This window comes from Intrasporangium sp. Soil_C_50 (genome assembly GCF_057656595.1).
The window spans coordinates 445,241-464,280 of the sequence record NZ_JBDGKB010000002.1 but is presented as its reverse complement, the minus strand read 5'-3'; the positions used below and the strand labels follow the sequence as shown (position 1 = coordinate 464,280).

The 19,040-nt window shown below is 73.6% G+C and carries 16 protein-coding genes; 12 read left to right on the top strand and 4 right to left on the bottom strand.

Annotated elements, in window-relative coordinates; genetic code table 11:
* Positions 1-4: 4 nt before the first annotated feature.
* From AC3A5R_RS09625 to AC3A5R_RS09615, 3 genes are all read right to left on the bottom strand, one after another.
* Positions 5-3,325, bottom strand: a complete 3,321-nt coding sequence (locus tag AC3A5R_RS09625; protein WP_487620525.1) for an IPT/TIG domain-containing protein — start codon at positions 3,323-3,325, stop codon at positions 5-7.
* A 272-nt stretch (positions 3,326-3,597) separates the two neighbouring features.
* Positions 3,598-4,797 carry an MFS transporter gene (locus AC3A5R_RS09620; RefSeq protein WP_487620524.1) on the bottom strand — a complete coding sequence of 400 codons (1,200 nt, stop codon included), beginning with the start codon at positions 4,795-4,797 and terminating at the stop codon, positions 3,598-3,600.
* A gap of 47 nt (positions 4,798-4,844) precedes the next feature.
* Positions 4,845-5,438 carry a uridine kinase family protein gene (locus AC3A5R_RS09615; protein WP_487620523.1) on the bottom strand — a complete coding sequence of 198 codons (594 nt, stop codon included), beginning with the start codon at positions 5,436-5,438 and terminating at the stop codon, positions 4,845-4,847.
* Positions 5,439-5,508: 70 nt separating this feature from the next.
* Between AC3A5R_RS09615 and hisF the strand changes: the two genes are divergently transcribed.
* Positions 5,509-6,282 carry an imidazole glycerol phosphate synthase subunit HisF gene (gene hisF, locus AC3A5R_RS09610; protein WP_487620522.1) on the top strand — a complete coding sequence of 258 codons (774 nt, stop codon included), beginning with the start codon at positions 5,509-5,511 and terminating at the stop codon, positions 6,280-6,282.
* A gap of 27 nt (positions 6,283-6,309) precedes the next feature.
* Here hisF and AC3A5R_RS09605 read toward each other — a convergent pair whose 3' ends face one another.
* Positions 6,310-6,951 carry a TIGR03085 family metal-binding protein gene (locus AC3A5R_RS09605; RefSeq protein ID WP_487620521.1) on the bottom strand — a complete coding sequence of 214 codons (642 nt, stop codon included), beginning with the start codon at positions 6,949-6,951 and terminating at the stop codon, positions 6,310-6,312.
* 72 nt (positions 6,952-7,023) lie between these two features.
* On the opposite strand from AC3A5R_RS09605, the gene AC3A5R_RS09600 reads away from it, so the two are divergent.
* The 11 genes from AC3A5R_RS09600 to lgt all read left to right on the top strand — a co-directional run bounded on the left by AC3A5R_RS09600 (position 7,024) and on the right by lgt (position 18,849).
* On the top strand, positions 7,024-8,052 hold the full coding sequence (locus AC3A5R_RS09600; protein ID WP_487620520.1) for a GNAT family N-acetyltransferase: 1,029 nt from the start codon (positions 7,024-7,026) through the stop codon (positions 8,050-8,052).
* A 94-nt stretch (positions 8,053-8,146) separates the two neighbouring features.
* The gene (locus AC3A5R_RS09595; RefSeq protein ID WP_487620519.1) at positions 8,147-10,075 is read left to right on the top strand and encodes an ABC transporter ATP-binding protein; all 1,929 of its coding nucleotides are present in this window, start codon (positions 8,147-8,149) and stop codon (positions 10,073-10,075) included.
* Positions 10,072-11,883 (top strand): ABC transporter ATP-binding protein, encoded by a 1,812-nt coding sequence (locus tag AC3A5R_RS09590; protein ID WP_487620518.1) that lies wholly within the window; start codon positions 10,072-10,074, stop codon positions 11,881-11,883. Before AC3A5R_RS09595 ends, AC3A5R_RS09590 begins: the two co-directional genes overlap by 4 nt.
* A gap of 19 nt (positions 11,884-11,902) precedes the next feature.
* Positions 11,903-12,310, top strand: coding sequence for a phosphoribosyl-AMP cyclohydrolase (hisI, locus tag AC3A5R_RS09585; RefSeq protein ID WP_487620517.1), 408 nt, complete (start codon positions 11,903-11,905; stop codon positions 12,308-12,310).
* An 81-nt stretch (positions 12,311-12,391) separates the two neighbouring features.
* Complete coding sequence (locus tag AC3A5R_RS09580; RefSeq protein WP_487620516.1) at positions 12,392-13,975, top strand: anthranilate synthase component I; 1,584 nt, start codon at positions 12,392-12,394, stop codon at positions 13,973-13,975.
* Positions 13,972-14,556, top strand: coding sequence for a Trp biosynthesis-associated membrane protein (locus tag AC3A5R_RS09575; protein WP_487620515.1), 585 nt, complete (start codon positions 13,972-13,974; stop codon positions 14,554-14,556). Before AC3A5R_RS09580 ends, AC3A5R_RS09575 begins: the two co-directional genes overlap by 4 nt.
* 79 nt (positions 14,557-14,635) lie before the next feature.
* Entirely contained in the window at positions 14,636-14,905 is a 270-nt protein-coding gene (locus AC3A5R_RS09570; protein WP_487620514.1) for an HGxxPAAW family protein, read from the top strand.
* Positions 14,906-14,910: 5 nt separating this feature from the next.
* Complete coding sequence (gene trpC / locus AC3A5R_RS09565) at positions 14,911-15,747, top strand: indole-3-glycerol phosphate synthase TrpC (RefSeq protein ID WP_487620513.1); 837 nt, start codon at positions 14,911-14,913, stop codon at positions 15,745-15,747.
* On the top strand, positions 15,744-17,048 hold the full coding sequence (gene trpB, locus AC3A5R_RS09560) for a tryptophan synthase subunit beta (protein WP_487620512.1): 1,305 nt from the start codon (positions 15,744-15,746) through the stop codon (positions 17,046-17,048). The genes trpC and trpB overlap by 4 nt, the downstream gene beginning before the upstream one ends.
* Positions 17,045-17,845: a tryptophan synthase subunit alpha gene (gene trpA / locus AC3A5R_RS09555; protein WP_487620511.1), complete on the top strand. Its 801-nt coding sequence runs from the start codon at positions 17,045-17,047 to the stop codon at positions 17,843-17,845. Before trpB ends, trpA begins: the two co-directional genes overlap by 4 nt.
* Positions 17,842-18,849 (top strand): prolipoprotein diacylglyceryl transferase, encoded by a 1,008-nt coding sequence (gene lgt / locus AC3A5R_RS09550; RefSeq protein ID WP_487620510.1) that lies wholly within the window; start codon positions 17,842-17,844, stop codon positions 18,847-18,849. The genes trpA and lgt overlap by 4 nt, the downstream gene beginning before the upstream one ends.
* The last annotated feature ends 191 nt before the right edge of the window (positions 18,850-19,040 follow it).

Genomic DNA, 19,040 nt, shown 5'->3' with positions numbered 1-19,040 from the left:
CGGCTCAGCGGAAGTGGATGAAGTTGGACGGCCAGGACGACGTGCCCCGCGTGAGGATCCGGCGACCGCTCATCGAGGTGTACGTCACGCCTAGGACGGTGCCGCCGTAGCCGCTCTCGGAGATCGCGACCTTGTTGCCGTCGGCGCTGACCCAGTCCACGTAGGCCACGTGGTTGCTGTTCCACTGCGCGATGGTGCCGACCTTCGGCTTCTGGTCGACGACGAGACCCTTGGCCCGGGCGCGGTCGTCCCACGTGTTGGCGTTGCCGAGGTTGCCCGGGTTGGCGATGCCGTCGCGGGAGAGGCGGTAGGCCGAGAAGTTCGTGCAGTTGTTGCCCCACGCGTCGACCGGGTAGTTCCAGGCGCTCTGGCCGTAGTAGCCGAACCGGGAGATGCACGTCTGCGTGCCCCGCGAGTAGCAGGACCAGCTGCGGGGCTCCGGCCCACCCGTGATGGCCCACACGACCTTCGGGCCCTGGTAGACGGCGACGTTGGCATCGCCGAGCATCCGCACGACCGCGCCGCCCGCGTCCCCGGTCGCCGTCGACCAGAGGGTCGACCCGGTCCGGGACTGGACCACGAAGCTGCCGTCGGCGCGCATGACGGCCACGTTGCCCGTGCCCGTCGTCAGGGCCGACCACTGCAGCCGGCCGGCAGCGGTCGTCACGACGAGGTTGCCGTCGGTGCGCATCGTCAGGCGCCAGGACGTGTTGACCGACTGGAGCGACTCGCCCGAGCGCAGCGTCTGGCCGGACAGCAGCCGGTCGTAGCGCATCCCACGGTGGTCCCACACCGGCGTCGTGCCCTGCTTGAGGACGAGCAGGCCGTCCTCGCCGAGCGTCACCTGGGCCCCGGCCCAGCCGGCCGTCCCACTCGTCCAGAGCGTTGCACCGTCCTGGCGCAGGACGGCGATGTTGCCGTCGGGGCGGACGACGACGCGGTTGCCGGCTCCCGACGTCGCGGTGTGCCACAGCCGGGTCGTGCCCTTGTAGAGGCCCACGTCACCGCTCACCATGACGATGAGCGCGTAGGTGCCCTTGGACGAGCGCAGTGCCGTGCCGGAGGCGAGCGTCTGGCCCGGGGCCAGGGTCGTGCCGGCCTCGTACCGGTAGCCCTTTGCGAGGAGCACCGTGCCCGCCGGCGTCGTGACGCGGACGGACACGTCGCCGGTCACGCTGCGGGCCGGCACGACGGCGGTGAGCTGCGTGGCCGACACCCGGGTGAACGACGTCGCGGGCACCCCGTCGAAGAGGATCGCCGACGTGTTCTGGAACGAGGTGCCCGTCAGCGTCACCGTCGTCGCACCGCCCAGGAGGCCCGAGGACGGCGTCACGCCGGTGACGACGGGCGGGTTCTGGTAGGTGAAGACGTTGGCGGGGGCGGAGGGAGAGGTGCCTCCCGGCGTGGTGACCCGCACGTTGACCAGTCCCTCGGCGTGCGGGGGCAGGGTCAGCGTGAGGCGGGTGGAGGAGACGCGGGTGAACGAGGTCACCGGCGTACCGGTCAGCAGGACGGCGCTGACCCTGTCGAACCCGGTGCCCGTGACGGTGACGGTGCTGCCGCCCTTGGTCGGTGACAGCGACGGCGTCACGGCCGTGACGGTGGGCACGGCCTGGTAGTCGAAGCGAGCCGCGGCTCCGGTGGCCGACGTTCCTCCGGGGGCCACGACCTGCACGTCGACGGTCCCGGCCGCGTGGGCCGGGCTCGTGACGCGGACCGTGGTGTCGGACACCCGCACGAGGTTGGTGCCGGCGACGCCGCCGAACGTCACCGACCGCGTGCGCCCCAGCGTCGTGCCGGTGAGGGTCACGACGGTGCCACCGGCCAGCGGACCGGCCGGGACCGACAGGGCCGTGACCCTCGGCGCCGGCTCGTAGGTGAAGGAGGTGGCCGGCAGGTCCGGGGACGTGCCGTTGGCGTTGACGGCGCGCACCGTCACGGTGCCGGCCGCGTGGGCCGGGCTCGTGACGCGCACGGTGGTCGAGGAGACGCGGACGAGGCCCGTGCCGTTCGTCGTGCCGAACCGCACGGTGGTGACGTCCTCGAGGTGCGTGCCGGTCAACGTCACGACCGTGCCGCCGGCCAGCGGGCCGGCGTCGGCCGAGAGCCTGGTGAGCGTCGGAGGTGCACCGAAGGTGAAGCGGTCGGCGCCCGACGTGGCGGACGTGCCGCCCGGCGTCGTGACCCGGACGTCGACGGTGCCCGCGGCGTGGGCGGGAGCAGTCACACGTACGGTCGAGGCCGAGATGCGCGTGAAGTTGACCCAGGTGGTGCCGAACCGGACTCCGGTGGTGCGGCCGAGGCCCGTGCCGGTGATGGTGACGACGGTGCCGCCCTTGCTCGGCCCCGTGGACGGCGCGATGGCCGTGACCGCCGGAACGGGCTGGTAGGAGTATCTGCCGTTCGCGACGACGGGGCTCGTGCCGATCGGGGTCGTGACCCGGACGTCGACGTCGCCCACCGGGCGCGCGGGAGTGAGCACGCGCACCGACGTCGCTGACAGCCGCGTCACGGACGAGACGCGCGACGTGCCGAACCAGACGGCCGTGGCGCCGGTCAGGGCGCTCCCGGTGAGGGTGAGCGTCTGGCCGCCGCTCGTCGGGCCCGCCGTCGTGGACAGGCTGGTCACGACGGGCAGGACCCCGTAGCGGAAGCGGGTCGCCGTCGTCGCCGCGGACGTGCCACCCGGGGTGGCGACGCGCACGTCGACGGTGCCCGAGGTGTGGGCCGGTGCCACGACGCGCAGCTCGGTCGCCGAGACGCGCGCGACGATCCGCGCGGCCGTCGTGCCGAACCGGACCACGATGGCGCGGGAGAGCCCGGCGCCGGTCAGGGTCACGGCGGTGCCCCCGGTGGTCGAGCCGTTCGTCGTCGAGAGGCGGGTGACCTTGGGCACCGCGTCGTAGGCGAACGTCGAGCGGACCGTCTGCGGCGAGGTGCCGGACGCGTTGGAGACGCGGACGTAGACGACCCCGGCCGCGTGTGCCGGGGTCGAGACGCGGATGCGGGTGCTGGTCACCCGCTGGATGCGGGTCACCCCGGTGCTTCCGAACCACACCTTCGTCGCGGTGCCCACGGCGGAGCCGGACAGGTCGACGACGGTGCCGCCGCGGGTCGGGCCGGCCACGGTCGACAGGCTCACGATGCCCGGAACGGTGACGGCGGCTGACGCGGCGGTGGGGACCGCAGCGTCGGCGGCGGTCGCCGGGAGCAGCGTCGCAGCGGTGGCGAGACTCAGCGCGGAGGCGAGCAGGCGCCTGAGGCGTCGGGTGCGGGGGCGTCGTGGACTGGCCACGGGGCTGGGCGTCGTGGGGTGGAGGGGCATCGGTCGTCTCCTCGGAAGTCAGGGTCAGTGAGGTCGCTGAACGTCGCTGTCCTTCGTGGAGGGGATGCCGTCTCGCCTGGTGAGGACAGGACGCGAGGCCGGCCGACAAGCAGTGTGCGATGCCGATCGCGAGGATGTGAGCGGTTTCGCCTGAATTGACAGGATTACCGCCCTCCCGGCGCACGAGTGAACAGCAGTCGACACCCGCCACACGCGTGACATGCATCCGGCGCCCACGTGCGGCCCCGATGCGGCCGCCGGGCCGGGGAGCGTCAGTCGACGCGTCGCAGACCGGGCCGCAGCAGCAGCACGACGGCGCCCTGGACGACGCCGACGACGGCGAGGATGAGCCAGACCGGCAACAGCCCACCGGAGACGTCGCGGACCAGCCCCATGGCGAGCGGGCCGACGGAGGCCAGGCCGTAGGACACGAGGAACGCCATGCCGGTGAGACGCCCGCTCGCCTCGGGGGTCACGGCGTACCGGACGAGCAGCACGAGCGCGAGCGAGAACGCCGCACCCTGCCCGAGCCCGGTGACGAGCGCCCACACCCACGGAGCGCCGAGCGGTGCGAAGGCGATGCCCAGGCTGCCGGCGACGCCGAGGACCGCCGCGGGGAGCAGGAGCCGGCGCATGTCGGCGGTGCGGTCGCTCAGCAGCGGGCCGACGAGGCCGGACACGATCTGCGCCGCGCTGAAGGCGGCCGCGAGGTAGCCGGCCGACGCGCGCGACCAGCCCTGCTCCACGTAGGTCGGCGCGAGCCAGGTGACGGCGGAGTAGAAGCACCAGGACTGCAGCGCGAGGTAGAACGCGACGAGCCAGGCGGTGCGGCTGCGCCACGGAAGGCGTCCGGCGCCCTCCTCGCCCGTCGTGTGGTGCGGGTTGGCGCGTCGGGTGAAGGGGGCCCACGCGAGGACGCCGACAAGGGCGACGACCGACCACGAGCCCAGCGAGGCCTGCCACGAGCCGAACCGCTCGGCCAGCGGCACGGACAGCGCCGAGCTGACGGCTGCCCCGCCCATCATCGCGAGCATGTAGAGCCCGGTGACGAGCCCGACCCGACGCGGCGGGAAGAACGTCTTGACGAGCCGCGGCAGGAGCGTGCCTGCCACGGCGATGCCGACGCCGGCCAGGAACGTGCCGGCGTAGAGGACGATGCCGTGCCCGCCGGCGAACCGGCTCGCGGTTCCGGCGAGGATGCTGACGATCGCCGCGAGCACCGCGGCCACGGCGCCGAGGTGGTGGGCCAGGCGGCTCGCCACCGGGGCGAACAGGCCCATGCAGAGCACCGGCAGGGTCGTCAGGGCGCCGGCGGCGGCGTGCGACAGGTGCAGGTCGGCCGAGATGCTGTCGAGCAGCGGTGGGACGCTCGTGATGGCGATGCGCAGGTTGGCGGCGACGGCCACGAGGGCGACGGCCATGACCCACACGGGCGGCAGCGGGCGCACGGCACGGGTGGAGCGCGGGGTCATCCGTTCGTGCCGAGGGCGGCGGCCGCCGTGGGGGAGTGGTGCATGGCTCAGAGACTAGATGTGTCGACGACGAGGTCCGCGCACCGCCTGGTGCGGTCGCCCTCGAACAGCTCGGCCTCCTGGGCCGCCCAGCGGTCCCAGTGCGGCGCGTAGGCAGCGCCGTCGCGCTCCAGGCCACGGCGGCGACGCAGGTCGCGGTCTGCCTCGACGAAGACCGAGACGGCGACGTACGGGCGGGCAGGACCGACGCTGCTGCCGCACCCCTCGACGACGAGCAGCGGGGCGGGCGGCACGACGCGGCTCCCGACCCACGTGTCGCGCACCCAGCTCCACAGCCGGTACGCGGCCGGCTCGCCCCGTGACAGCGGGCCGAGCACCTGTCGGGCGAGCAGCCCGGGCGCCGCCGCGAGGCCGTCCCAGCCCGGGTAGATCTCGTCCATGTGCACGAGGCCGACGTCGCCGCCGGTCCGCGCGGCGAGCGCCGCCCGGACGCCGAGGGCGAGGGTCGTCTTGCCCGACCCGCTCGGTCCGTCGACGGCGACGACGACGGTGTCGCCGCAGCGGGGCTTCGCGACGAGCGTCAGGGCGACCACGGCGTCGACGTGCGCGGGTAGCGCTGCAGCCGTGACGTCGTCCCACATGGCCGCGACGATACCGAGCGGGTGCGAGACCGACCGGCAGCCTGCTCGCCGGCTGTCCTAGCCTTGGGGCATGCCCGTCGCCACCCGCGTCATCGCCTGTCTCGACGTCGACGCGGGACGCGTGGTCAAGGGCGTCAACTTCGAGAACCTCCGTGACGCCGGCGACCCCGTCGAGCTCGCGAAGGCCTACGACGTTCAGGGCGTCGACGAGCTGACCTTCCTCGACGTCACGGCAAGCAGCGGCAACCGCGAGACGACCTACGACGTCGTGCGCCGCACCGCCGAGCAGGTCTTCATCCCACTGACGGTCGGCGGAGGCGTGCGCACCACCGACGACGTCGACCGCCTGCTGCGCGCAGGGGCCGACAAGGTCGGCGTCAACACCGCAGCCATCGCCCGGCCGGAGCTCATCGCCGAGATCGCCGCCCGGTTCGGAGCCCAGGTGCTCGTGCTGTCGGCCGACGTGCGACGCCGTCTCGGCGACGACGGGCGGCCCACCGACGACTTCGTCATGACGACGCACGGGGGCCGCACGCCCGTCGACCTCGACGCCGTCGAGTGGTGTGCGCGGGCCGCTGAGCTCGGCGCCGGCGAGATCCTGCTCAACTCGATGGACGCCGACGGCACGAAGGACGGCTTCGACCTCGAGCTCATCCGTCGGGTCCGGGCCGCGGTGTCGGTGCCCGTCATCGCGAGCGGGGGAGCGGGGCGCCTCGAGCACTTCGCCCCCGCGGTGCAGGCCGGGGCCGACGCGGTGCTGGCCGCGAGCGTCTTCCACTTCGGGGAGCTGACCGTGGGTCAGGTCAAGGACGCCCTGCGCGAGGCGGGCGTCACCGTCCGCTAGCCCCCTCGGCGGTCGTCGGCTCGACCCTCAGGAGATGCCGAGGTGCGCGCCCTGCAGGGCCGCGATGTCGTCGGCGTCGCCGGACGCCTCGACGCGGGCGACGTCCTGGCGCCCGTAGGCGAAGAGGACGAGCTCGAGGGGCGCGCCGCGCAGCACCACGGTGCCGTGCGCGTCGGGGAGCTTGGCCGCGTACCGACCCCGCCCGGGTGCGACGAGGACGATCCCGGTCGGCGCCTTGCGGAACATGAGTCGCGCGGACCGGCGCAGGGACGACCACAGGGCCGCCTCGAGCTCGGGGGACAGCTCACGGGGCTTCCAGTCGGGCTGGGCGCGGCGGACGTCCTCGTGGTGCACGACGTACTCGACGGTGTTCGTCAGCTCGTCGACCGCGGTGAGGTGCATCGGGTTCCACGCCGGCGCGCCGGCCCGGACGCGCGCGACGAGCGCCGGGAAGTCGCCGGATGCGAGGGCGCGCTGCTCGCGCTCGAGCCGGGCGGCGAGGAACGGCACGTAGGCGCCGGCCTGCAGGTCGGGGCGGTGCTCGCGGACCACGAGGTGGGCCGCGAGGTCGCGGGTGGCCCAGCCCTCGCACAGCGTCGGCGCGTCGGGGCCGACGCGCTCGAGCGTGTCGCAGAGCTGGAGCCGTTCGGTCCGGGCGTGGCGCGTCATGGGCGTCATCCTCTCAGGCCCGCGACGGCAAACTCGGTGGCCCCGCCGTCGACGCCTGCCTAGGGTCGTGCCGTGATCGAGCTCGTGCGCCCCACCGCCGACCTGGCCGACTCGTGGTGGCAGCTCGTCGACGCCTTCGGCGGCGGGACGGTCCACGGCTCGGGCTACCGCCACACCGACCGCGAGCTGCTCACCGACCCCGACGCGTTCGCCGAGTGGGTCGACTGGCTCGGGCGGCAGGAGCGCACCGACGTCGAGCTGCCCGAGGGACGCGTCGCCTCGGCCTACCGATGGGTCGTCGAGGACGGACGCGTCGTCGGGACCATCGCGATCCGCCGTGACCTCACCCCCGCGCTCCTCGTTGAGGGCGGCCACATCGGGTACGCGGTCGCGCCCGTCGCCCGGCGGCGCGGCGTCGCCACGGCTGCCCTCCGCCTCGCTCTGGCGGTGGCCGCCGCGCACGGCAACGACCCCGTGCTCGTCACCTGCGACGACGACAACGTCGCGTCCGCGCACGTCATCGAGGCGTGCGGCGGGTACCTCGAGCAGACCGTCGAGGGCCACCGCCGCTACTGGGTGCCCACGGGAGCGGCCGCCGTGCCGTTCGGTCCCGGGCCGATCGAGACGCGGTTCGCCCGTCTCGTGCCGGTGACGCGGGAGGAGGCCGACGCGATGCGGCGCGGCGAGCAGCGTCCGGGATGGGCGCCGGGCTACCCGCGCGCGGACGACCTCGACGCCATCGGGATGATGCAGGACCCCGACGCGTGGTCGCCCCGCCACATCGTGCGCCGCTCCGACGGCCTCGCCGTCGGCACGATCGGCTGCTTCGGTCCGCCCGACGACGGCGTCGTCGAGGTGGGCTACGGGCTCGTCGAGCAGGCCCGCGGCGGGGGCCTCATGACCGACGCCCTCGGCGCCATGGTGCGCTCGCTCGAGGCCGCCGGGCTGTCGGTCGTCGCGCACACCGAGCCGGGCAACGTCGCGAGCCACCGGGTCCTCGCGAGGCTCGGCTTCCGCCGGAGCCCCGCGGACGGCGAGCGGGGGCCGGACGCCGAGTGGCTGTGGACGCGTGCCCGCGCCGGGGCCGTCACCGGTCCGTGAGAAGGTGGGAAGTCGCCGACCCGGGCTGCCCGGGCGGCGTCGACCAGCGAGCGAGGACGGCCCACGAGGCCCAGCGACAGGGGAGCGCCACACCGTGAACGGACCGTCGACCTCGGGAGCCGGCACCGGCGGCTCCACCCTTTGTGAGGGGCTCGGCGTCATCGGCCGCGGCATCAAGGGCCAGCCGCGGTGGTTCGCCCTCGCCGTCCTCGGCAGCGTCGTCTACGGCGTCATGACCGGCCTCACCGCGTGGGCCATCGGCTGGGTCGTCCAGCACGCGGTCAGCCCGGCCATCAGCGCCCACCACGTCACGGCCGAGCAGCTGTGGACCATCGGCGGCGTCCTCGCACTCGTCGTGCTCGTCAACGTCGTCGGGGTCATCGGCCGCCGCCTCGCCGGTGGCATCGCCATGTTCAACCTCGGGGCGATGTACCGGAGAAAGGTCACCCGCCAGTACCTGCGCCTCCCGCTCGCCTGGCACCACAAGCACCCGTCCGGCCAGCTGCTGTCGAACGCCAACGCCGACGTCGAGGCCACGTGGAACATCTTCGCGCCGCTGCCGATGGCCCTCGGCGTCGTCGTCATGCTCGTCTTCGGCATCGTCCAGATGACCGTCATCGACCCGTGGCTCGCGCTCGTCGGCCTGACGGTGTTCCCGATGCTGTTCCTGGCCAACGTCGCCTTCCAGCGGGCCATGTCGCCGCGCGTCACCCGGGCCCAGCAGCTGCGGGCCGACGTGTCCGAGGTGGCGCACGAGAGCTTCGAGGCCGCGCTCGTCGTCAAGTCCCTCGGCCGTGAGGACCACGAGGCCGAGCGGTTCGCCGCCGTCACCCACGACCTGCGCGCGGCCAACGTCGAGGTCGGTCGCACCCGCGGCCGTTTCGACCCCGTCATCGAGGCCATCCCGACCATCGGCACCCTGGCGGTCCTCTTCGTCGGCACCCTGCGCGTCCAGAGTGGCTACCTGTCGGCGGCGCAGGTCGTGCAGATCGCCTACCTCTTCTCCATCCTCGCCTTCCCGGTCCGGGCCCTCGGCTGGGTGCTCGCCGAGATGCCGCGTGCAGTCGTCGGGTGGCGCCGCATCGAGGCGGTGCTCGAGGCCACCGGCAGCATGACCTACGGCGAGCGCGAGCTGCCCCGCGGCCGGTCGAGCCACCTGCAGGCCGACGGGCTCGCCTACGCCTACGAGATCGAGACCGAGGACGGGGGCACCGACCTCAACCCGGCGATCGTCGACGTCACCCTCGACGTCGCACCCGGCTCGACCGTCGCCGTCGTCGGGCCCACCGGCAGCGGCAAGACCACCCTGACCAACCTCCTGCTGCGCCTCGTCGACCCCGACAGCGGCGCCGTGCTCCTCGACGGCGTCGACCTGCGCGAGGTGCGCCACGGCGGCGTCAGCGACGTCGCGGCCCTCGTCGCCCAGCAGACCTTCATGTTCGACGACACCGTCCGCGGCAACGTCACCCTCGGCGCCGAGCACGACGACGAGGCGGTGTGGCGCGCCCTCAACGTCGCCCAGGGCGCGAGCTTCGTCGAGCGCCTCCCGGACGCCCTCGACACGCACGTCGGCGAGCGAGGCGCGTCACTCTCGGGTGGCCAGCGCCAGCGGATCGCCCTGGCCCGCGCGGTGATCCGCGAGCCGCAGCTGCTCGTCCTCGACGACGCCACCTCGGCCGTCGACCCGAGCGTCGAGCAGGCGATCCTCGCCCGGCTCCGCGAGGCCAGCTCGGGCACCACGGTCGTCGTCGTCGCGTACCGGATGGCCACGATCCTGCTCGCCGACGAGGTCGTCTACGTCGAGGCCGGGCGCGTCGTCGACCACGGCGGGCACGCCGAGCTCATGGGCCGGTGCGCCGGCTACGAGCGTCTCGTCACCGCGTACGCCCGCGAGGCGGCCGAGCGGCAGGCGATCGCGGCCGGCGCCGAGGACCTCGACGAGTACGACCTCGTCGACGCCGAGTCAGGACCCGACACCGGCACCGCGGACGGCCGCGACGAGCAGCAGGAGGCGGTCCGATGAGCATGCGATCCCAGGCCCCGGTCGAGCACCACGGCATCGCCACCGGCCACGAGCTGACCACGAGCGAGACGCTCCGGCGCGGCCTCGAGCTCTCGCCCGAGCTGCGCCGCGGCATCGGCGTCACGATGGCCCTGGCCGTCCTGTCGACGGTCGGACGCGTCCTCGTGCCGTTCGTCGTCCAGCGCATCACCGACAACGGCATCCTCGCCGCCGGCGGACCCGACATGGCCGTCGTCACCTTCTGGATCGCGGTCGCGCTCGTCGGCGTCGTCGTCACCGCCTTCTCGGCCTACTTCGTCAACGTCCGGCTCTTCCGCGCGTCCGAGGGTGGGCTGGCGACGTTGCGGCTCAAGGCGTTCCGCCACATCCACGACCTTGCGATGCTGACGCAGAACACCGAGCGACGCGGGTCGCTGGTGTCCCGCGTCACCTCCGACGTCGACACGATCTCGATGTTCGTGCAGTTCGGCGGGCTCATGCTCATCGTCAACGTCGCGCAGATCACCCTCGCGACCGTGCTCATGGTGTTCTACAGCCCCATCCTCGCGCTCGTCGTCTGGCTGTGCTTCGTGCCGCTGTTCGTCATCATCCGCACCTTCCAGGGCATCGTCGGGCGGGCCTACACGAAGGTTCGCGAACGCGTCGGCGACATGCTCGGCGCCATCTCCGAGGCCGTCGTCGGCGCCCAGGCCATCCGGGCGTACGGCGTCGAGGCCCGCACCGAGGGCCGCATCGACGCCGCGATCGAGGGGCACCGAAGCGCCGCCATCGGCGCCCAGGCCCGCTCGGTCATCGCGTTCACGTCGGGCCAGCTCGTGTCGGGCCTGACCACGGCGGTCGTCCTCGTCGTCGGCACCGTCCTCGCCGTCGACGGCCGGCTCACGCTCGGCGAGCTGCTCGCCTTCCTCTTCCTCGTCAACCTCTTCACGATGCCGGTGCAGCAGGCCACTGAGATCCTCAACGAGATGCAGAACGCCGTGGCCGGCTGGCGCCGCGTCATCGGCATCATCGACACCCCGGCCGACGTGTCCGACCCGGCAGAGGAGGGCGTCGAGCTGCCGCGCGGCCCCATCACGGTGCAGTTCAGCGGCGTCGGGTTCGCCTATCCCGGAGGCGAGCCCGTCCTGCACGACATCGACCTCACGATCGCCCCGCGCAGCCGGGTCGCCATCGTCGGCGAGACCGGGTCGGGCAAGTCGACGCTCGCCAAGCTGCTGACCCGCCTCATGGACCCCACCTCCGGCCGGGTCCTGCTCGACGGCACCGAGCTGCGCCGGATCCGGTTCTCCTCGCTGCGGTCCCGCGTCGTCCTCGTGCCGCAGGAGGGATTCCTCTTCGACGGCACGCTCCTCGACAACGTCCGTTTCGGTCGGCCGGAGGCCACCGAGGAGCAGGTGCGCGCGACGTTGACCGATCTCGGACTCGACGGCTGGGTCGCGACCCTCCCGCTCGGCCTCGCCACCGACGTCGGCCAGCGGGGCGAGTCGCTGTCGGCGGGTGAGCGGCAGCTCGTCGCCCTCGCCCGGGCCTACCTGGCCGACCCCGACCTGCTCGTCCTCGACGAGGCCACCTCGGCGGTCGACCCGCACACCGAGGTGCGCCTGCAGCGGGCGCTCGACTCGCTGACCCGCGGCCGCACCTCGATCGCCATCGCACACCGTCTCTCGACGGCCGAGAACGCCGACGAGGTCATCGTCGTCGACGCCGGGCACATCGTCGAGCGCGGCCACCACAGCGAGCTCGTCGCCCTCGGCGGCGTCTACACGCGGCTGCACGCCTCGTGGGTGGCCCAGCAGCAGGCGCTCTGAGGTCCGGCACAATGTCCCGGTGACCGCCGACCCCGCCGACACCACCGGCCCTGCTGACCTCGACGCGCTCGACCCGCGCATCGCCGAGCTGCTCAAGCGCGACGAGCACGGCCTCGTCGCGGCGGTCGTGCAGCAGCACGACACCCGTGACGTGCTCATGCTCGGCTGGATGGACGACGAGGCGCTGCGGCGCACCCTGACCGAGGGCCGGGTCACCTTCTGGTCGCGCAGCCGCCAGGAGTACTGGCGCAAGGGCGACACGAGCGGGCACGTCCAGTGGGTCAAGGGGGTGCGCCTCGACTGCGACGGCGACGCCCTGCTCGTCACCGTCGACCAGGTCGGCGCGGCCTGCCACACCGGGGACCGCACCTGCTTCGACGCCCGCGTCCTGCCGGCCGTCGTCGGCGAGGCCGCACCCGCCACCTGACCGACCACCTGACCGGTCCCGGCACGTCCGGTGGGTGAGGGGCGACGGGAGCGTCCGGGCGCGGTGGGCCAGAATGGGCCGGTGCCCGACTCGACCGCCCCGCTCGCACCCGCGCCCGCCCCGCACGCAGACCTCGCGTGGGGCCGCACGTGGCCGAGCCTGCCGGTCTTCACCAAGCTCGCGCTGGAGCACCGCCGGGTCATCCCCGTCGTGCGCCGGGTCCTCGCCGACGCCGAGACGCCCGTCGGGGTGTACCGCAAGCTCGCCGCCGACGCCCCGGGCACCTTCCTGCTCGAGTCGGCCGAGCACGGCGGCGTCTGGTCGCGCTACTCGATCGTCGGCGCCCGCAGCGCCGCGACCCTGACCGAGCGCGAGGGAAAGACGCACTGGATCGGCGAACCGCCTGTCGGGCTGCCCACGTCCGGCGACCCGACCGGCGCCGTCCGTGACACCGTCGCCGCCCTCGCCACGCCCCGCATCCCCGGGCTGCCGCCGCTCACCGGCGGCCTCGTCGGGGCGATCACCTACGACGCGGTGCGCCGGTGGGAGAAGGTGCCCGACGCCGGGCGTGACGAGCTCGACCTGCCCGAGGTCGCCATGATGCTCGCCACCGACCTCGCCGTCTTCGACCACAGCGACGGCTCGCTCCTGCTCGTGGCCAACGCCGTCAACCACGACGCCACCGACGAGCGCATCGAGGACGCCTGGGCCGACGCCGTCGCCCGTCTGGACCGGATGGAGGACCTGCTCGCCGAGCCGGCGCCGAGCACCGTCTCGACGATCGAGCCGATCGACCTCGAGCCGACGAGCAGCCACACCCAGCCCCAGTTCGAGGCGATGGTCGAAGAGGCCAAGGAGGCGATCCGGGCGGGCGAGGCCTTCCAGATCGTCGTCTCGCAGCGGTTCACCGTGCCGTGCGCGGCCGACGCCCTCGACGTCTACCGGGCGCTGCGCGTCAGCAACCCGAGCCCGTACATGTACCTGCTGCGCCTGCCCCACCCGGACGGCTCGTCCTACGACGTCGTCGGCTCGAGCCCCGAGGCGCTCATCAAGGTCACCGACCGGCAGGCCATCACGCACCCGATCGCCGGCTCACGGCCCCGTGGCAAGAGCCCGGACCACGACGCCCACCTCGCCGAGGAACTGCTCGCCGACACCAAGGAGCGCGCCGAGCACCTCATGCTCGTCGACCTCGCGCGCAACGACCTGCAGCGCATTTGCCGGGCCGGCACCGTCGACACCGTCGACTTCATGTCGATCCGCCGGTACAGCCACATCATGCACATCGAGTCGACGGTCGTCGGCGACCTCCGCGAGGGCCAGAGCGCCTACGACGCCCTCGTCGCGACCTTCCCCGCCGGCACCCTGAGCGGCGCCCCGAAGCCGCGGGCCATGGCGCTCATCGACGGTTACGAGGGCCTGCGGCGCGGGCTCTACGGCGGCGTCGTCGGCTACCTCGACTTCGCCGGCGACCTCGACATGGCCATCGCCATCCGCACGGCGCTCATCAAGGACGGGCTGGCCCACGTGCAGGCCGGTGCGGGCATCGTCGCCGACTCGGTGCCGCACCTCGAGTACGAGGAGACCGTCAACAAGGCCGCCGCCGCCCTGCGCGCCGTCGCGGCCGCCGCCGGACTCCGCCGAGTCAGCGCCGGGCGCGCATGAGGCTGTCCAAGCGGCTCGCCGCGGTCGCCGTCCTCGTGCCGGCGGCGCTGCTGCTCGGCCTCTCGACGCTGCCCTGGGCACGCGGCGAGGCCCGTGACGTCCTCGCCCACGGCCTGACCGAGGTGACCGGCGGCCAGGCGGCGCCGGGCATCCCCGGTCTCGCCGCCGTCTGTGCCGTCGGCCTGCTCGGGCTGCTCACGGGCGGACGCGTCATCCGGGCCGTCTCCGCGGTGGCCATGGTGCTCGCCTCCCTCGGGGCGCTGGCCTTCACGCTCCTCGTCGCGCTGCGCCCGGTCGACGCCGTCGCCGGGGCGGTGGCGCGCGAGCTGGCCCGCACGACCGCGCCCGACGCCACCGGGTCCACGACGCCCTGGGCCTGGGTCGCCGTCGTCGTGGCCGTCGCGCTCGTCGCCGGATGCGTCCTCACGGCCCTGTCGAGCCGGTCCTGGGCGGCCCTGTCGGCCCGCTACGAACGCGGCGAGCGACCCGAGAGCGGACCGCGCGGCGAGGTCCGCACCGCGTGGGACGAGCTGTCCGACGGGGGCGACCCGACCCTGCGCGACGCCTCCGACGAGACCTGAGACGAGGCCCACCGCGGGACCTGACAGAATGTCGTGGTCGGCCCACCGGACCCCGGCCGACGCGACGAGAGAGGACGCCATGGAAGAGCAGCACGAGGACCACGGACACAGCGTTGCCGCGTGGACGGCGGTCGGCATCATCCTGGTCGGCTCGGCCATCGCCTCCGTCGGCGTCGTCGCGGCCAGCCTGCCGATCAGCATCGTCGGTGGCGTGGTCATCGTCCTCGGCGTGATCGCCGGCAAGGTCATGTCGATGGCCGGCTACGGCAGCTCGTCGCACCACGCGCAGGCCGGCAGCCTCGTCGACGCGCCGGACGAGGCCGGCAGCCAGACGCTCGGCCAGAGCTGAGCACCGTGGCGACGGTCCTCGACGGGATCATCAGCGGCGTCCGGGAGGATCTCGGACGCCGTCGTGCCGCGACGCCGCTCGCCGAGCTCGAACGCCGGGTGGGCGACGCCGCCCCGGCCCTCGACCCGTTGCCCGGCTTCCGCGCCGCCCACGGCGTCGCGGTCATCGCCGAGGTCAAGCGCTCGAGCCCGAGCAAGGGCGCGCTCGCGCAGATCCCCGAGCCGGGGCGTCTCGCGTCCGCCTACGCCGCCGGCGGCGCCGCGGCCATCAGCGTCCTCACCGAGGAACGCCGCTTCGGCGGCACGCTCGCCGATCTCGACGAGGTGCGCCGCTGCGTGCGGACTCCCTTGCTGCGCAAGGACTTCATGGTCGATGCCTACCAGGTCACCGAGGCCCGCGCGCACGGCGCCGACCTCGTCCTGCTCATCGTCGCGGCGCTCGACGACGCGCAGCTCCGGGACCTCGGACAGCAGGCCCACGAGCTCGGCATGACGTGCCTCGTCGAGGTCCACGACGCCGCCGAGCTCGAGCGCGCGCTCGCCGCGGACGCCGTCCTCGTCGGCGTCAACGCCCGCAACCTCAAGACCCTCGAGGTCGACCCCCGCACCGTCACCGACCTGCTGCCGCGCATCCCGTCCGGGGTCCTGGCCGTCGCCGAGTCCGGTGTCGCCGGGCCCGACGACGTCGCGGCGTACGTCCGCGCCGGCGCCGACGCCGTGCTCGTCGGCGAGGCACTCGTCAGGGACGGCGACCCCGAGGCCACCGTCCGTTCGTTCATGGACGCCGCCGCCGCGGTGCGCACCGCCGGTGCGCCCGCCGCCGGTGTCAGGGAGAGGGCATGACCGCATCACCCGCACCACAGCCAGCAGCAGCGCCCGAACCGCACGGCCGCTTCGGCGAGTTCGGCGGTCGATACGTCCCGGAGGCGCTGATCCCGGCGCTCGAGCAGCTCGAGGAGGTGTGGCGCAAGGCCGTCGTCGACCCCGAGTTCGTCGGTGAGCTCGAGCGGCTGCACCGGACGTACACGGGTCGCCCGAGCATCATCACCGAGGTGCCGCGCTTCGCCGAGCACTGCGGTGGGGCCCGCGTCATCCTCAAGCGCGAGGACCTCAACCACACCGGCTCGCACAAGATCAACAACGTGCTCGGCCAGGCGCTGCTGACCAAGCGCATGGGCAAGACCCGCGTCATCGCCGAGACCGGCGCCGGCCAGCACGGCGTCGCCACGGCCACGGCGGCGGCGCTGCTCGGCCTCGAGTGCGTCGTCTACATGGGCCGCAAGGACACCGAGCGCCAGGCGCTCAACGTCGCCCGGATGCAGCTGCTCGGGGCCACCGTCGTGCCCGTCGACAACGGCAGCAGGACCCTCAAGGACGCCGTCAACGAGGCGTTCCGCGACTGGGTGGCCAACGTCGACACCACGCACTACGTCCTCGGCACCGTCACGGGCCCGCACCCGTTCCCCGAGATGGTCCGCGACTTCCACCGCATCATCGGCGTCGAGGCCCGTCAGCAGGTGCTCGACCTCGTCGGCCGGCTGCCGGACGTCGTGTGCGCGTGCGTCGGCGGCGGCTCCAACGCCATGGGCATCTTCCACCGGTTCATCGACGACGCGTCGGTGCGGCTCGTCGGCTTCGAGGCGGGCGGGTCGGGTGTCGCGTCCGGCAAGCACGCGGCGCGCTTCGCCGCCGGCACCCCCGGCGTCCTCCACGGCGCGTTCACCTACGTGCTGCAGGACGACGACGGCCAGACCATCGAGTCGCACAGCGTCTCGGCGGGCCTCGACTACCCGAGCGTCGGCCCCGAGCACGCCCACCTGCTGCGCACCGGCCGGGCCGAGTACCGGCCGATCACCGACGACGAGGCCATGGAGGCCTTCCGCCTCCTCGCGCAGACCGAGGGCATCCTGCCGGCCATCGAGAGCGCGCACGCCCTCGCCGGCGCGATGCAGCTCGGCCGCGAGCTCGGCCCCGACGCCGTCGTCCTCGTCAACCTGTCGGGACGCGGCGACAAGGACGTCCACACCGCCGCCGCGTGGTTCGGCCTCATCGGCGACGAGGGCCAGACCGTCATCGCCGACGCGTCCGCCGACGTCGCGGCCACCGCCGACGACGGCGCCAAGGGCATGGGAGAGCAGCTGTGAGCGTCGGAGCCGTCCTGCAGGCCTGCCGCGACGAGGGCCGCGCCGCCCTCGTCGGCTACCTGCCCGTCGGCTTCCCGTCCGTCGAGGGCTCGGTCGAGGCGATGCGCGTCCTCGTCGAGAACGGCGTCGACGTCGTCGAGGTCGGCGTGCCCTACAGCGACCCCGTCATGGACGGCCCCGTCATCCAGGACGCCGCCGTGCGCGCTCTCGCCGGCGGTGTCCACCTCAAGGACGTCTTCACCGCGGTCCGGGCCGTCGCCGACGCAGGGGCCCAGGCCCTCGTCATGACGTACTGGAACCCGGTGCTGCACTACGGCGTCGAGCGCTTCGCCGCCGACCTCGCCGCCGCCGGGGGAGCGGGTCTCATCACGCCCGACCTCATCCCCGACGAGGCGGGCGAGTGGATCGCCGCCGCCGACGCCCACGACCTCGACAAGGTCTTCCTCGTCGCCCCGAGCTCCACGCCCGAGCGTCTCGCCTACGTCACGGCCGCCAGCCGCGGCTTCGTCTACGCGACCGCCGTCATGGGCGTCACCGGCGCCCGGTCTGCCGTCGGCGCCCAGGCCGACGCCCTCGTGGCCCGCACCCGCGAGCACACCGACCTGCCCGTCTGCGTCGGCCTCGGCGTCTCCACGGGTGCCCAGGCCGCCGAGGTCGGACGCTTCGCCGACGGCGTCATCGTCGGCTCGGCGCTCGTGCGCTGCCTCACCGAAGCGGTCTCGCCCGAGGCCGGCCTCGAGGCGCTCGGCGCGCTGGCCCGCGAGCTCGCTGACGGCGTCCGGGCGGCACGCGGATGACCACGCTCGCGTCCCTGCCGGCGTACATCCCCTCGCCGACGGTCGGCGTCTGGCACCTCGGGCCGCTGCCGATCCGCGGGTACGCCATGTGCATCCTCGCCGGCATCGTCGTCGCCGTCTGGCTGACGTCGCGCCGGCTGACCGCGCTCGGCTACCAGCGCGGCGTCGCCATCGACATCTCCGCGTGGGCGGTGCCCTTCGGCATCGTCGGCGGGCGGCTCTACCACCTCATCACGACGCCACAGCCCTACTTCGGACCGAACGGCGACCCGTGGAAGGCGTTCGCCATCTACGAGGGCGGCCTCGGCATCTGGGGCGCCGTCGCGCTCGGGGCCCTCGGTGCGTGGATCGGCGCGCGGAAGCACGACGTCAGCTTCCGCCACTTCGTCGATGCCGCGGCTCCGGGCCTGGCCATCGCCCAGGCGATGGGCCGGTTCGGCAACTGGTTCAACAACGAGATCTACGGCGCCCCCACCGACCTGCCGTGGAGGCTGAAGATCTACGCCTGGGACACCAGCGCCGGGCACGCGATCCTCGACTCCGCGGGCCAGCCCGTCGTCAAGGGCTACTACCAGCCGACCTTCCTCTACGAGGCCCTCTGGTGCCTCGCCCTCGCCGCGTTCCTCATCTGGCTCGGGCGCCACCGGCAGCTTCGGGCCGGCCAGACGTTCGCGGCCTACGTCATGGGCTACCCGGTGGGGCGCATCGTCATCGAGAACATGCGCAGCGACGAGGCCAACCACATCCTCGGCCAGCGGGTGAACACGTGGGTCTCGATCCTCGTCTTCCTGCTCGGGCTGGTCCTCTGGATCCGGTTCCGCGGGATGGCCCAGCCGGACACGCCGCGCCCCGACGACAGCCCGGACGCGGACGCGTCCGACGGTCTGGGCGGCCCCGACGACGCCGACGGCGCGTCCGAAGATCCTGCGGCCGGCGGGCCCGGCGACGGCGCAAACCACGTCCCCTCCGGCCCCGCGGAGAAGGAGCGCGCGTCGGGCTCCTGACGCGACCTTCGTCACGTCCGACCATGCCGTCCGCGCACGGCGTCTCAGCATCCGAAATCTCGCGTATCAACAGGTAGGACAGCGGGCTCCTCCGCTAGCCTCGACGCAACACAGCCTGTGGCCAGCGCCGTCCACACGCTTTTCGTCATGCGTTGGCGGCCCTCCACGCCGCTCCTTGGTACCCGAGAAGG